General features: G+C 71.3%; 14 protein-coding genes and 1 pseudogene. 10 read left to right on the top strand and 5 right to left on the bottom strand.

Going from position 1 to position 13,246, the window contains the following annotated elements:
• Positions 1–19 precede the first annotated feature (19 nt).
• Positions 20–1,459 carry a gamma-aminobutyraldehyde dehydrogenase gene (locus ACFY1L_RS33620; RefSeq protein ID WP_388832507.1) on the top strand — a complete coding sequence of 480 codons (1,440 nt, stop codon included), beginning with the start codon at positions 20–22 and terminating at the stop codon, positions 1,457–1,459.
• A gap of 73 nt (positions 1,460–1,532) precedes the next feature.
• Here the strand turns inward: ACFY1L_RS33620 and ACFY1L_RS33625 are convergent, their stop codons facing one another.
• Positions 1,533–2,081 (bottom strand): hypothetical protein, encoded by a 549-nt coding sequence (locus ACFY1L_RS33625; RefSeq protein WP_388832510.1) that lies wholly within the window; start codon positions 2,079–2,081, stop codon positions 1,533–1,535.
• A 121-nt stretch (positions 2,082–2,202) separates the two neighbouring features.
• Here ACFY1L_RS33625 and ACFY1L_RS33630 point away from each other — a divergent pair, with 121 nt between their 5' ends.
• From ACFY1L_RS33630 to ACFY1L_RS33640, 3 genes are all read left to right on the top strand, one after another.
• Positions 2,203–2,859: a response regulator transcription factor gene (locus ACFY1L_RS33630; protein WP_388832513.1), complete on the top strand. Its 657-nt coding sequence runs from the start codon at positions 2,203–2,205 to the stop codon at positions 2,857–2,859.
• The gene (locus ACFY1L_RS33635) at positions 2,856–4,127 is read left to right on the top strand and encodes a sensor histidine kinase (RefSeq protein ID WP_388832516.1); all 1,272 of its coding nucleotides are present in this window, start codon (positions 2,856–2,858) and stop codon (positions 4,125–4,127) included. The genes ACFY1L_RS33630 and ACFY1L_RS33635 overlap by 4 nt, the downstream gene beginning before the upstream one ends.
• Positions 4,128–4,235: 108 nt before the next feature.
• The gene (locus tag ACFY1L_RS33640; protein WP_388832519.1) at positions 4,236–5,426 is read left to right on the top strand and encodes a spermidine/putrescine ABC transporter substrate-binding protein; all 1,191 of its coding nucleotides are present in this window, start codon (positions 4,236–4,238) and stop codon (positions 5,424–5,426) included.
• Between the two features lie 14 nt (positions 5,427–5,440).
• On the opposite strand, the gene ACFY1L_RS33645 is transcribed toward ACFY1L_RS33640, so the two are convergent.
• Both ACFY1L_RS33645 and ACFY1L_RS33650 read right to left on the bottom strand, forming a co-directional pair.
• Positions 5,441–6,088, bottom strand: a complete 648-nt coding sequence (locus tag ACFY1L_RS33645) for a dihydrofolate reductase family protein (protein WP_388832522.1) — start codon at positions 6,086–6,088, stop codon at positions 5,441–5,443.
• 107 nt (positions 6,089–6,195) lie between these two features.
• Positions 6,196–6,855, bottom strand: coding sequence for a YceI family protein (locus ACFY1L_RS33650; protein WP_388832525.1), 660 nt, complete (start codon positions 6,853–6,855; stop codon positions 6,196–6,198).
• A 243-nt stretch (positions 6,856–7,098) separates the two neighbouring features.
• On the opposite strand from ACFY1L_RS33650, the gene ACFY1L_RS33655 reads away from it, so the two are divergent.
• From ACFY1L_RS33655 to ACFY1L_RS33675, 5 genes are all read left to right on the top strand, one after another.
• Positions 7,099–7,467, top strand: coding sequence for an LPXTG cell wall anchor domain-containing protein (locus ACFY1L_RS33655; protein ID WP_388832528.1), 369 nt, complete (start codon positions 7,099–7,101; stop codon positions 7,465–7,467).
• Positions 7,464–8,084 carry a class F sortase gene (locus ACFY1L_RS33660; protein ID WP_388832530.1) on the top strand — a complete coding sequence of 207 codons (621 nt, stop codon included), beginning with the start codon at positions 7,464–7,466 and terminating at the stop codon, positions 8,082–8,084. Before ACFY1L_RS33655 ends, ACFY1L_RS33660 begins: the two co-directional genes overlap by 4 nt.
• Positions 8,085–8,179: 95 nt before the next feature.
• Complete coding sequence (locus ACFY1L_RS33665) at positions 8,180–8,671, top strand: RNA polymerase sigma factor (protein WP_388832533.1); 492 nt, start codon at positions 8,180–8,182, stop codon at positions 8,669–8,671.
• Complete coding sequence (locus ACFY1L_RS33670) at positions 8,655–9,137, top strand: hypothetical protein (RefSeq protein ID WP_388832536.1); 483 nt, start codon at positions 8,655–8,657, stop codon at positions 9,135–9,137. Before ACFY1L_RS33665 ends, ACFY1L_RS33670 begins: the two co-directional genes overlap by 17 nt.
• A gap of 56 nt (positions 9,138–9,193) precedes the next feature.
• Positions 9,194–9,715, top strand: coding sequence for a hypothetical protein (locus ACFY1L_RS33675; protein ID WP_388832539.1), 522 nt, complete (start codon positions 9,194–9,196; stop codon positions 9,713–9,715).
• Here the strand turns inward: ACFY1L_RS33675 and ACFY1L_RS33680 are convergent.
• Positions 9,708–10,510: pseudogene (locus ACFY1L_RS33680) on the bottom strand (serine hydrolase domain-containing protein). The gene ACFY1L_RS33675 and the pseudogene ACFY1L_RS33680 overlap by 8 nt on opposite strands.
• Before the next feature lie 381 nt (positions 10,511–10,891).
• Here ACFY1L_RS33680 and ACFY1L_RS33685 point away from each other — a divergent pair.
• Complete coding sequence (locus tag ACFY1L_RS33685; RefSeq protein WP_388832759.1) at positions 10,892–12,538, top strand: RNA polymerase sigma factor; 1,647 nt, start codon at positions 10,892–10,894, stop codon at positions 12,536–12,538.
• Here ACFY1L_RS33685 and ACFY1L_RS33690 read toward each other — a convergent pair.
• Positions 12,520–13,227 (bottom strand): glycerophosphodiester phosphodiesterase, encoded by a 708-nt coding sequence (locus tag ACFY1L_RS33690; protein ID WP_388832542.1) that lies wholly within the window; start codon positions 13,225–13,227, stop codon positions 12,520–12,522. The genes ACFY1L_RS33685 and ACFY1L_RS33690 overlap by 19 nt on opposite strands.
• Positions 13,228–13,246: the final 19 nt, after the last annotated feature.

A 13,246-nucleotide genomic window follows, 5' to 3' on the forward strand; every position in this document is an offset into this window, starting at 1 on the left:
CGAACTTGGAGGGCCGGCAGTGAGCACCGAGCTGCGTCGTCTGCGCAACTACATCGACGGTGAGTTCCGGGACGCCGCCGACGGGCGGACCACCGAGGTGGTCAACCCCGCTACGGGCGAGGCGTACGCGACCGCGCCGCTGTCGGGTCAGGCGGACGTGGATGCCGCCATGGCCGCGGCCGCCGCGGCCTTCCCGGCCTGGCGCGACTCGACCCCGGCCGAGCGTCAGAAGGCCCTGCTGAAGATCGCGGACGCGTTCGAGGAGCGGGCCGAGGAACTCGTCGCGGCCGAGGTCGAGAACACGGGCAAGCCGATCGGGCTCACGCGGTCCGAGGAGATCCCGCCCATGGTCGACCAGATCCGCTTCTTCGCGGGCGCGGCCCGGATGCTGGAGGGGCGCAGCGCCGGCGAGTACATGGACGGCATGACCTCGATCATCCGCCGCGAGCCGGTCGGCGTCTGCGCGCAGGTCGCGCCGTGGAACTACCCGATGATGATGGCCGTATGGAAGTTCGCGCCGGCGATCGCGGCGGGCAACACGGTCGTGCTGAAGCCGTCGGACACCACCCCGGCCTCGACCGTCCTGATCGCCGAGATCATGGGCGCGATCCTGCCCAAGGGTGTCTTCAACGTCATCACCGGTGACCGTGACACCGGCCGGCTGATGGTCGAGCACCCGACTCCGGCGATGGCCTCCATCACCGGTTCGGTGCGGGCCGGTATGTCGGTCGCCGAGTCGGCGTCCAAGGACCTCAAGCGGGTTCACCTGGAGCTGGGCGGCAAGGCGCCGGTCGTCGTCTTCGACGACACGGACATCGCCAAGGCCGTGGAGGACATCTCCGTGGCGGGCTTCTTCAACGCCGGGCAGGACTGTACGGCGGCCACGCGCGTACTGGTGCAGGAGGGCATCCACGACGAGTTCGTACGGGCTCTCGCCAAGGCCGCCGCCGACACCAAGACCGGGCAGCCGGACGACGAGGACGTGCTGTACGGGCCGCTGAACAACCCCAACCAGCTGAAGCAGGTGTCCGGCTTCATCGAGCGGCTGCCCGCCCACGCCAAGGTCGAGGCCGGTGGTCACCAGGTCGGTGAGAAGGGGTACTTCTACGCACCGACCGTCGTGTCCGGCCTGAAGCAGGACGACGAGATCATCCAGAAGGAGGTCTTCGGACCGGTCATCACCGTCCAGTCCTTCTCGGACGAGGAGCAGGCGGTGGAGTGGGCCAACGGCGTCGAGTACGCGCTCGCCTCCTCGGTGTGGACCAAGGACCACGGGCGAGCGATGCGGATGTCCAAGAAGCTGGACTTCGGGTGCGTGTGGATCAACACGCACATTCCGCTGGTCGCGGAGATGCCGCACGGCGGGTTCAAGAAGTCCGGGTACGGCAAGGATCTGTCGGCGTACGGGTTCGACGACTACACGCGGATCAAGCACGTGATGACGTCGCTGGACGCCTGAGCACCACGACGCAACCGTGGCCCCGGACGGGAGTTGACCCGTCCGGGGCCACGGTGTTCCCCCTCCGCCGTGGTCAGGCGGTCTTGATGCTGCTGGTCAGTGACGGCAGGTCCGGGCTGCCGGGCTTGCCCGGTTCGATGCGGGTGGAGCCGCCCTCGCCGGGGCCCTTCGCCGGGTCGGGGGCCGGGAGCGGGTGGCCGGGCTTCGGGAGCGTGATGCCGACCTTTTCGAGGATCGGGCCGCATTCCTTCATGGCCTTCTTGTAGGCCGCGGTCGTCGGGTCGAAGGCCCCGGTGATCTTCACCTCCAGGCGGACGTGGCCCTCCTCGTCCTTCGAGGCGTGGAAGCGCGGGAAGACCGTCTGCCCCTCGTCGCGCATGCAGGCCGCGAAGTCGTCGTTCGCGGAGTTGAGGTCGGCAGGGGCGTTCGAGGTCGGCTGGTAGGCCACGGCGAAGCCCCCGGGCTTCACCTTCAGGGGCTTGGACTCGGTGGTGTGCCGGGGCTTCGCGGTCGACGGTCCGGACGCCTGTGCGGCCGACGCGCTGACCGTGCCGAGGACGGCGGCCGTGAGGACGGCGATGCCGACGGCGAGCTGCTTCGGCCGGGTCGCCAGAGCACGCATGGATACCTCCTGTGGTGAGGCGCTTTTCGCTGACGGTGCCCAGGCAACTCCGTAGGCGGTTACAGCAGCGGAACGGTCGGGCTTATGTGCGTGTAACCGGTCGGCCGCCACACTCGAGGCCATGCGTGTGCTGGTGGTCGAGGACCACGAAGAGCTCGCCGAGACCGTGGCCGCGGGGCTGCGGCGGGAGGGGATGGCGGTCGACCTCGCGCTGGACGGGCCGACTGCCCTGGAGCGCGCCGAGGTCAACGGGTACGACGTCGTCGTGCTCGATCGGGATCTGCCCGGTGTGCACGGCGATCAGGTCTGCCGGCGGCTGGCCACCGGTGGCAGTCGGGCGCGGGTGTTGATGTTGACCGCTTCGGGGACCGTGGCCGACCGGGTCGCGGGGCTGGGGCTGGGGGCCGACGACTATCTGGCCAAGCCCTTCGCCTTCGCCGAACTCGTCGCTCGGATACGGGCGTTGGCGCGCCGTGCGCAGCCCGCGTTGCCGCCGGTTCTGGTGCGGGGGGAGCTGCGGCTGGACCCGGCGCGGCGGGAGGCGATGCGGGACGGATCCAGGCTGCCGCTCAGCCCCAAGGAGTTCGCGGTGCTGGAGCTGCTGCTCGGCGCGCAGGGGGCGGTCGTGTCCACCGAGGAGCTGCTGGAGCGGGCATGGGACGAGGCCGCGGATCCGTTCAGCCAGACCGTGAAGGTCACCGTCAGCCGGTTGCGGCGCAAGCTGGGGGAGCCGCCGTTGATCGAGACGGTGGACCGGGCCGGGTACCGGATCCGATGACAGGGCACGGGCTCGTAGGGTTGTTCCCGCGCAGCATCCGGTGGCGGCTCACGCTCCTGTACAGCGCCCTGTTCGTGGTGGCCGGCGCGGTGCTGCTGGGCATCGTCTACTTCCTCGCCGCGAGCTCCGTCGCGGGAGGGCGGAGCATCACCTCGGTCGAGGGGCCCGGTCTGCCGGACGAGAGCGCCACCCCGGCCGCTCCGGCGACCGTCAGCGCCGTCGCCGAGATCATCCGCCGGGACCAGCTCCACAACCTGTTCGTCTATGCCGTGGTGGCCCTCGCGGTGATGGCGCTGGCCTCCCTCGCCCTCGGTTGGCTGATGGCCGGCCGGGTGCTGCTGCCGCTGCGCACGATGACCCGTACCGCGCGCCGGATCTCCGCCGACAACCTGCACGAACGGCTCGCCGTGCCCGGCCCCGACGACGAGCTGAAGGCGATGGCGGACACCTTCGACGACGTACTGGCCCGGCTGGAGGGCGCGTTCGAGGCGCAGAAGCAGTTCGTCGCCAACGCCTCCCACGAGCTGCGCACCCCGCTGACGCTCCAGCAGACCATCGTGGACGTCACCCTCGCCGACCCCGACGCGTCCGCGGAGTCCCTGCGGGCCGCGCTCGGCAGGGTACGGGCGGCCGGGCAGGAACAGGAGCGGCTGATCGACGCCCTGTTGACCCTGGCGCGCAGTCAACGCGGGCTGGAGCAGCGGGAGTTCGTCGATCTGACGGCGATCGTGCGGGAGTGGCTGCCGGAGGCCGGGTGTCAGGACGTCGGGTGCCGGGACGTCGGGTTCCGGGTCGAGGCCCGGCTGGAGCCGGCGCCGGTGCTCGGTGATCCGCAGCTGATCGAGCGGCTGGTCGTCAACCTCACCGAGAACGCCGTACGCCACAACCTCCCGGCGGGGGAGGGGGGTTGGGTGACGGTCTGGACGGGGGTGGACGCGGCGGGGTGCCCCGGGCTGCGGATCGAGAACAGCGGGCCGGTGATCCCGGCGGACCAGGCGGCCGGACTCTTCCAGCCCTTCCGGCGTCTCGGACCCGATCGCGTCCTCCCCCACTCTCGAATTCGCCCGAGCGGGAGGGGCCCCGAGCGCGACGGGCTCGGTCTCGGCATGTCCATCGTCGCCGCCGTCGTCGCCGCGCACGGCGGCCGGGTGCGGGCGCGGACCCGGCCGACGGGTGGGCTGGTGGTGGAGGTCGGCCTGCCTCCGGCCGGCCCGCTGCCCGGTACGCCACTGCCGCGGGCGGCGGTCGCAGCCGTACGGCCCGACTGACCCCGCCCACGGCCCGATCGGCCTGCTCGACAAGGTGTCCGGACTGCACGGACGCACTCGACGCTGCGTCGATTGTGGGGTCACAGGCAAGCGCGGCATGCTGCGTCAATGCCCCTCACACCGAAGACCCCCTCGCTCTCCCGCCGGTCCCTGCTGCGCGCGCTGGGCGGGGGCGCGGCGGTCGGCGGCCTGGCCGGCTGCGGGGTGCACGCCGCGTATGTGCAGCCCGGACAGCGTGCCGTCGCCGATCTGTCCGCCAGCGACAAGCGGCTGACCTGGGCGAACTGGCCGTTGTACATCGACACCGATGACGACAACCCGAACCGGCGGCCCACCCTCGAGGCCTTCGAGAAGCGCACGGGGATCTCCGTCAAGTACACCGAGGAGATCAACGACAACGACGAGTTCTTCGGCAAGATCAGCCCCGCCCTGATGAACCATCAGCAGACCGGCCGGGACCTGATCGTCATGAGCGACTGGATGTGCGCGCGGTTCGTACGGCTGGGCTGGGTCCAGGAGATGGACCGGGCGAAGCAGCCGAACGTGGCCAAGTACCTTGATCCGCAGCTGCGTTCGCCCGCCTTCGACCCGGGCCGCAAGTACTCGGTGCCGTGGCAGTCGGGCATCACCGGTATCGCGTACAACCGCAAGAAGCTCGGCCGCGAGATCCGGCACGTGTCCGACCTGTGGGCGAGCGATCTCAAGGGCCGGGTGACCCTGCTGTCCGGTCTGGACGAGGCGTTCGCGCTGCTGATGCAGGGCAACGGCGTCGACATCACCCGGTGGACGGCCGCCGACTTCGACAGGGTCTGCGACCAGGTCGAGAAGTACGTCAGCAACGGGCAGATCCGCCGCTTCACCGGCAACGACTACACCAAGGACCTGGTCAGCGGTGACGTCCTGGCCTGTCAGGCGTACTCCGGCGATGTCATCCAGCTCCAGGCCGACAACCCCGACATCCGCTTCGTCGTCCCCGAGGAGGGCGCGGAGCTGTGGTCGGACTCCCTGATGATCCCGGACCGCGCCCTGCACAAGCGCAACGCCGAGCGGCTCGTCGACTACTACTACGAGCCCGAGGTCGCCGCCGAACTCGCCGCCTGGGTCAACTACGTCTGCCCGGTCCCGGCCGCCCAGGACGTCCTCGCCTCCTCGAAGGACAAGGACACCGCGGCCCTCGCGGACAACCCGCTGATCTTCCCCGACACGAAGATGCGCAGCCGGCTCGCCATCGCGCGGGACATCACCTCCAAGGAGCGGGTGGAGTTCGCCAAGAGGTGGAACAAGATCGTGGGGTTGTGATCCGGCGGCGCGGTTCAGAGACCCACGCGGGTGAACGTCACATGCGTGACACCGCTGGGCGAGGAGGTGGCCTCGACCTCGTAGTCCTTCTCGAGGCCCTCCAGCCCGTCCCAGAGGCGTACGCCCCGGCCGAGCAGGATCGGGACCACCACGACGTGCATGTGGTCGATGAGTCCGGCGGCAAGGAAGTCACGGATCAGGGCGGGCCCGCCGCCGAGGCGTACGTCCTGGCCGTCCGCAGCCTCGCGGGCCGTCTCGAGCGCCTTGGCGGGCGAAGCGTCGAGGAAGTGGAAGGTCGTGCCGCCCTCCATCTCGATCGACGGGCGCGGGTGATGGGTGAGGACGAAGGTCGGTGTGTGGAAGGGCGGGTTGGGCCCCCACCATCCCTTCCACTCCGGGTCCTCGTGCCATCCGGGCGGACCGAACTTCCCGGCGCCCATGATCTCGGCGCCGATCCCGGGCGTGAACCGCCGCGCGAAGGCGTCGTCGAGGCCGCCGGTCCCGCCGGACTTGCCGGTCATCTCGTGCCAGAACCGGGTGGTGAACATCCACTCGTGCAGCCGTTCGCCGGCGTGGCCGAACGGCGCGTCACGGCTCAGATCCGCACCGGTGCCGAAGCCGTCGAGCGAGATGGAGAAGTTGTGGACGCGGGCGAGTGACATGGGTGGCGTCTCCTTTCCCTCTGCTCGTCGAGCTTCGTCGGATCCGCTCGGTCATGCAACGGCTGCGTCGACTGCGCGGTCGGTCCGGACCCGACACACGGCGGGCGTCAGCGGCCGGGCATCGCGCGGATGGCGGCGATGTCGAACTGCAGACGTACCTTCTCGCTCACCATGGCCCCGCCCTCCGCCAGCCGCGAGTTGTAGGTCAGGCCCCACTCGGAACGGTTGATGGTGGTCGTACCGTCGAAACCCACCCGCTCGTCCCCGAACGCGTCGGTGACATGGCCGATGTAGGTCAGCTCCAGGTCGACGGGACGGGTGGTGCCCTTGATGGTGAGGTCGCCGTTCATGACGTAGACGTCGCTGCCGGCCGGACGCACCGCCGTACTGACGAAGCGCATCCGCGGATATGTCGCGACGTCCAGGAAGTCGCGGTGGACCAGGTGGGCGTCGCGCTGTTCCACGCCGGTGTCGACGGACGCGGTGGACAGGACGATCTCGGCCCGTGAGCGGGCGGGGTCGCGGCCGTCGAAGTAGAGGCGGCTCTCGTACTCCGTGAAGGAGCCGCGCACGGTCGTCACCATGGCATGGCGGACGGAGAAGCCGATGCGGCTGTGCGCCGGGTCGATCAGCCACTCCCCGGTCAGCGCCGCCAGCGTGGGATCCGGTCCGTCGGGCCGGGCGAACGCCGGTGGGTGGTCGGGGAGTTGGGGTGCCGTGGGGGGAGCCGGGCGGCGCAGGGACGCAGCACGGGTGAACAGGTTCATGATTCACGTACTTACGTCATGACCAGAACCGCCGCAAGGCTCCTTCAACACCCGCGCACAGGGTCGGCACGATTTGCCCTCAGCCCGGCGGACCGCGCGCTCCTGCCGTCTCCCGGTCTCCCGGACCGCAGGACTTTGCCATCTCTTTACAACCCGCCCTCTCCCTGTCTCGTCTCTCCGCTCGATCCGTGACGCAGCCGCCCGGGCCCACCGGGCGGGCGGACCGACGAAAGAGAGCGATTCATGCGCCGAACAGGCCTCAGCGCCATGGCACTTGCCTGCACCGCCGTGCTGGCGGGCGCGATGCCCGCGTTCGCCGACGGGACGAGCGCGTCCCCGAGCCCGGCCCAGTCCGCCACCACCGTCCCCAGCCCCGCCGAGAGCGCCACCCCGACCGACGAGGCGAGCGCCGTGCCGAGCGCCGAGCCGACCCGGGCGCCCTCGGACCAGGTCTCCGTCGTGCCGAGCGGTGCGCCCAACACGGGTGTGGCGCCGACGGGTTCGGACTCCTCGAACGCCGGCGCGCTGATCGGCGGGGGCGCTGCCGCGGCCGTCGTCCTGGGCGGCGGCGCCGTCTTCCTCGTACGCCGCCGGCAGGCGAACGGGGCATGAGCGTCTCCAGGCGCGCCTTCGCCACCGCGGCGCTGGCCTCGCTGCTCGTCGCCTGCGGCGGCCCCGGCACCACGACCGGCGGCCCCGCGAGCACGCCGGCGAACTCGCCGTCGTCCGCCGCGCCGCCCCCGGCCAAGTCCAGGTCGGTGTCGGCGGTGGGGCGATCGACCCCGGTCCGGCTCCGGATACCGGCCATCGGGGTCGACACCCCGGTCATGAAGCTGGGGCTGGCCGGGGACGGCAGCGTGCAGGTGCCGCCGATCACGGCGCACGACCGGGCGGGCTGGTACCGGCACTCACCGACTCCGGGCCAGAGGGGCCCGTCGGTGATCCTCGGTCATGTCACGGTCGGCGCCTACGGGGACGGAGTCTTCCGGCACCTGAAGGACCTGCACCGGGGCGAGACGGTCGAGGTGCGCCTGGAGAACGGCACGGCTGCGGTCTTCGCCGTCACTGAGGTGCGGGTGGTCGCCAAGTCCCGCTTCCCGACGGAGGAGGTCTACGGCAACGTGGACCGGCCCGAGCTGCGGCTCATCACGTGCGGGGGAGCCCGTACGGGCGAGGGCTACCGGGACAACGTGATCGTCTTCGCGGCACTGGCCTCGGCGAGCCCTTGAGCGATGGCCCGGGCCACCCGGATCCCGGGCCGACGGAACCGAAAGCCATCGGTCCGGGCTCTTCCCTACGCACCCCCCCACGACCCTGGAGAACGTTGAAACGGTCCCGCGAGAAGGCCGCGTCCGAACTGTTCGCCGCCCTCTATCCGCGCCTCGCCGGCTGGTGCCGCCGGCTCGTCGACGACGACGAGACGGCCCATGAGATCGCCTCGGAGGCGTTCACCCGGCTCTGGGCCCGCTGGACGTCCGTGGCGGAGCCCCGCGGCTTCCTCTACGTCACCGCGGCCAACCTCGTGCGGGACCACTGGCGCAAGCTGGAGCGCGAACGCAGAGCCGTGCGCCGGGCGACCGTCGAAGCCGCGGTGAGCCCGCCGCCCGAACAGGCGGACCCCTCGGTGCGGTTGCTGGTGCAGTCCCTGCCGGAACGACTGCGCGTGCCGATCCTCCTCCACTACTACGCTGACATGTCGATCCGGGAGGTCTCCGTGCTCACCGGACGCAAGGAGGGAACCGTCAAGGCCGACCTCCACGCGGCCCGCGAACTGCTCCGCGCCCACCTGAGGAGAAGCCTTGATCACACACTCTGACGAGGGCCCGGACTTCGACCCCGACGACCCGCTCACCGTCATCCTGCGACCGCCCGCCGAGTACCTCGGCGCACCCCCCGGCCACTACGAGGCGATCCGTCGCGGCGCGGCCCGCCGCCGTCTCCTGCGCGCAGCCGTCGGAGCGGCCGTGACCTGTGGTGTCGCCGCCCTCGTGGTGCTGCCCCTGCGCCTGACGGCCTCCGACGCCCCCGGCACCCCGGCGGTCCCCATGGCCCCGCCGCCGGCGAGCAGCCCCACCGCCTCGCCGCACCGGCCGGCGACACCCGAACCGTCGGAGCCCCGGCCCACCCCCACGGCCGTGCCGACGCAGAGCTCCAGCTCGACCCGCGCACCGTCGGCCGCGCTGTCCCAGTCGCCGACCGACTCGAGGGCGGAGACGTCCGTGCCCTCGACCGCACCGTCGGCGGCCGACGCCGCGACCGAGGCAACTCCCTCGAGCAGGTAGGCGGCTTCGGAGGAGGGAGTTTTGAACACGTTCAATTAGGGGCGTACGCTGCCGCCATGAGCGACAGAGTCGCCCTTCTGAAGGGCATCCGCGCCTGGTTGGTCCTCTTCGTCGTCTGCCTGGTGCTCAGCGGCACCACGGCCTTCCCCCTGGTCCACGAACTGCGCTGGACCGAGGACCTGCTGAGGTCCCTGTCCGTGCCGGAGCACCTGCCCGCGCTCTACGACTGGATCGAGCGCGTCCGCCACGGACTCGACACCGCCGACGCCGACTACCCCTTCCTCCTCTACGGCACGGACTGGCTGGCCTTCGCCCACCTCGTCATCGCGGTCGCCTTCTACGGCCCCTACCGCGACCCCGTGCGCAACATCTGGGTAGTCGAGTTCGCGATGATCGCCTGCGCGGGGATCATCCCGCTCGCGCTCGTCTGCGGGCCGATCCGTGGGATCCCCTTCTGGTGGTCGGTGATCGACATGTCGTTCGGGGTCTTCGGGGTGATCCCGCTGTACGTCGTCCGCAGGAAGATCAAGCGGCTGGAGGCGCTCACCCCGAATCCCCTTCCGGTTCCGGCTACTTGAGGGCGGCCGTCAGGATCCCCGTGGTGACCGGGTTCGGCACCTCGTCCTTGGCGTCCGTGGAGTTGACCGAGTAGACGAGGGTGCGCCTCAGGTCGCGGGTCGCGGCGATCGCGGTGCTGTAGCCGTAACGCGCCCCGGACTTGAACCAGTAGACCTTCCCCTCGTACTCCCAGCGCTGTATGTCGCACCCTCGATGCCCGCCGGGACCGTGAACATCTCCCCGAGCTGCGGTCCCGGCACGACGCGTCCCCGGACCTGGTTCCACTCGGTGACATCGACGACCCGTGCCGGGGGCAGGGTCTCGAACCGGTGGGCGTACGGGTCGTCGAAGCCGTCGCCCGCCCGGATGCCGCTGGTGTGGTTCAGCAGCTGCCGTAAGGTGATCGGCTCGAAGGCGGGGGTGAGCAGACCGGGGAGATAGCGCTGGACCGGCGTGCTCAGGTCCACCTTCCCCTGCGCCGCCAGCTTCAGTACGACCGCCGCCGTCACCACCTTCGTCGTCGAACCGGCCCGGAAGCGGGCGTCGGGGTCGGCCGCCCTGCCGCTCGCCAGATCGTGCACGCCCGAACTGCCCCTCGCCAGATCGTGCACGCCCGAACTGCCGCGCCAGCTGCCGTCGCTGCCGCCGACCCGCACGAGCGCGGCGGTCGCGTCCGCGTCCGGGAGCCCGGCGATCGCGGCGCTCAGTGCCTTGGTGTCCGGGGCGGAAGTGGTTCGGACGGAGCCTGTCGGAGGTGCGGCGAAGGCGGGTGCGGCCAGTGGGCCGGCGGCGAGGATCGGGGTGCGGGCACGCATGAAGGGGCTTCTGGAGGCTCCGGCGGCTGGATGTCGTTGATCATCCTCGTGCCGGGCGAGGCGGCCCGGATCGTCGGCGAGGAGGGGCGGCCCCTGACTGACCCCCGAGCAACTCCCGTGCAGAACAAGGGGGTTGTGGGGGGATTACCCCTACGGGCGCTCCTGTAGCCGTACGACCGCCGGAAAAACTGTTATCGCAGCCGCCTCCACCCCGTCTCCCCTCGCGTCCCCCATTCCCCTCACACCCGGGAGCCCCCCCATGGACCGCCCGCACCGGGAACGAACTGTGATCTCCGACATAGCCGACGGCACAGGTCGGGCCGAGGCTGAGAAGGTGCGATCGGACAGCGAGTGAGCGCACAGAGGACGGGCGAGATCGGCATGGACGGGCGGCAGTGGCGTTCCACCATCGCGGCCGCGCAGGCCGGTGACCGGCAGGCGCTGGACGATCTGGTCGCGGGCTGGCTGCCGCTGGTCTACAACGTTGTCGGCCGCGCCCTCAACGGACACGCCGACGTGGACGACGTCGTGCAGGAGACCATGCTGCGCGCCGTCGACAACCTCGGTTCGCTGCGCGACCCGGACAGCTTCCGGTCCTGGCTGATGGCGATCGCCATGCGGCAGATACGGGACCGGGCGCGCCGGAAGTCCCCGCAGCAACTGGACGAGAGCGCCGCCCGGGAGGCCACCGACTTCGCCGAACTCACCGTGCTGCGGCTGCAGTTGGAGGGTCAGCGGCGCGAGGTCGCGGAGGCGGTGCGCTGGCTGGACGACGAGGACCGGCAGTTGCTGTCACTGTGGTGGCTGGAGGTCGCGGGCGAGCTGACCCGGCGCGAACTGGCCGCGGCCGTCGGCATCAGCAGGCAGCACGCGGCCGTACGCGTTCAGCGGATGAAGGAGCGCCTGGAGACCTCCCGCGGGATCGTGCGCGCGCTGGACGGCGCCTGCCCCGAGCTGCGGGAGCTGACCGGCCGCTGGGACGGGCGGCCCGACTCGGTCTGGCGCAAGCGACTGGCCCGGCACATCAGGAGCTGCGCCTACTGCGGTGACGCGCGCGAGCCCGTCGTACCGGCGGAGCGCCTGCTCGTGGGCATCGCCCTCGTCCCGCTCCCCGTCGGCTTCACGCTCTCCCTGGCCTTCGGCGGCAAGACGGCCGCGGCCGCCACCTCCGTCGGCTGGTCCGCCAAGGTCCTCGGCCTCCTGACCAAGCCCGCCGTCGCAGTGACGGCGAGCGCGACGATCGTCGCGGGCGGCGCGTACGTCGTCACGCAGCCCCCCGACACCCCGCCCCCGCGCGCCGCGGTCACCCCCACCGCGGCGAGCACCCACCGCCCGCCGCCCGCACGGCCCGCCTCGCCCACACCCTCTCCGTCCCCGTCGGTGACGAAGGAGAAGACCGAGCTCTACGGCAGCGTCGTCGACGCCGTGGACCGGGCCCCGGACCCGGACACGCCTCCCAAGGCCCTGCCGCGGCGCCCCGCCTCCGGCATCACCAGCAGCGGCGGAGCGCACGCCACGATGAACCACCGCGGGGACAGCGTGAGCCTCAGCGGCCAGGGCTATGTCCTGGTCCGCTGGCAGATCTCGCCGCAGTACCGGTTCGGCAGCCTCGTCATGCCGAGCTGGACCGGCCTGAAGGGCAAGCTGTTCCACGTGGCCTCGGGCGGCGGCCGCCGTATGGACGACCGGGTCAGCAGCACCGACACCACGGCGACCGGCATGGGCAGCAAAGCCACCGGCTACGACGTCCTGCCGTCCGGCACCCAGCAGATGTGGCAGAACGAGTACTTCTACCTGGACGGGAGCGTCACCCTCACCGTGAACGAGCGGGGCGCCGACTACGGCCTGAGCGTCTTCCCGACCACCTGGGACAAGGTGGAGGAGGACGTGACCAGCGGCCCTCCCGACGGAGCCAAGCGCTATGGCCTGGTCCGCGACACCGGCAAGGACGACACCCCGGTCCCGCAGTACGTCACCCGCAGGACCCCCTCCGACCCGGCGACGGTGCCTCAGCGCTCCGAGGTGTAGTCCCGACCCGGTCCGCGCAGCGCGCACAGCAGGTCCACGCGGTTCGTCGTGATCGAGTCGACGCCGAGGTCGAGCAGGCGGCGCATGGAGCGGCGGGTGTCGGGAGTCCAGACGGAGAGGAGATATCCGTCGTGGTGGACGCGGCCCGCGAGGTCGCGGTCGACGAGCGAGAAGCGGTAGTTGAGCCAGCGCGGCTTCACCGCGGCGAGCAGCGCGGGCCGCGGCGGCGCCAGACTCGTGCAGGTCAGGGCGATCTCGGCGGAGGGGTCCGCGGCGCGTACGGCCAGCATGGCGGTGGCGCCGGCGCAGTAGTACACGCGGTCGGCCGCCCCGGACTCCCGCACGACGTCCACGATGCGCCGGGCCGTCCGTACGTCCCGTGTGCCCGGCAGGTCGAGCATCAGGCGGCTGCCGTCGGCCGCCGCCAGCGCCTCCGCGAGGGTCGGGACGCCGCCCTCCGTCAGTCCGCGCACCTCGGCGGCGGACAGCGACAGCAGCGGCCGGTCCCGCTCCCACAGCCGCTTCAGCGTCGCGTCGTGCAGCAGCACGGGGACGCCGTCCTTGGTGAGCCGTACGTCGATCTCGACGGCGTCCGCGCCCCGGTCGAGCGCGGAACGCAGCGAGTCGATCGTGTTCTCGCGGACGCGGTAGGGGTCGCCGCGGTGGGCGACGGCAGTCACGTTCTGCATGGCCCCCATTGTGGGGCGT

Origin of the sequence: Streptomyces sp. NPDC001663, from assembly GCF_042893105.1 — a bacterium.
In the GTDB taxonomy this organism is placed as follows: Bacteria; Actinomycetota; Actinomycetes; order Streptomycetales; family Streptomycetaceae; genus Streptomyces.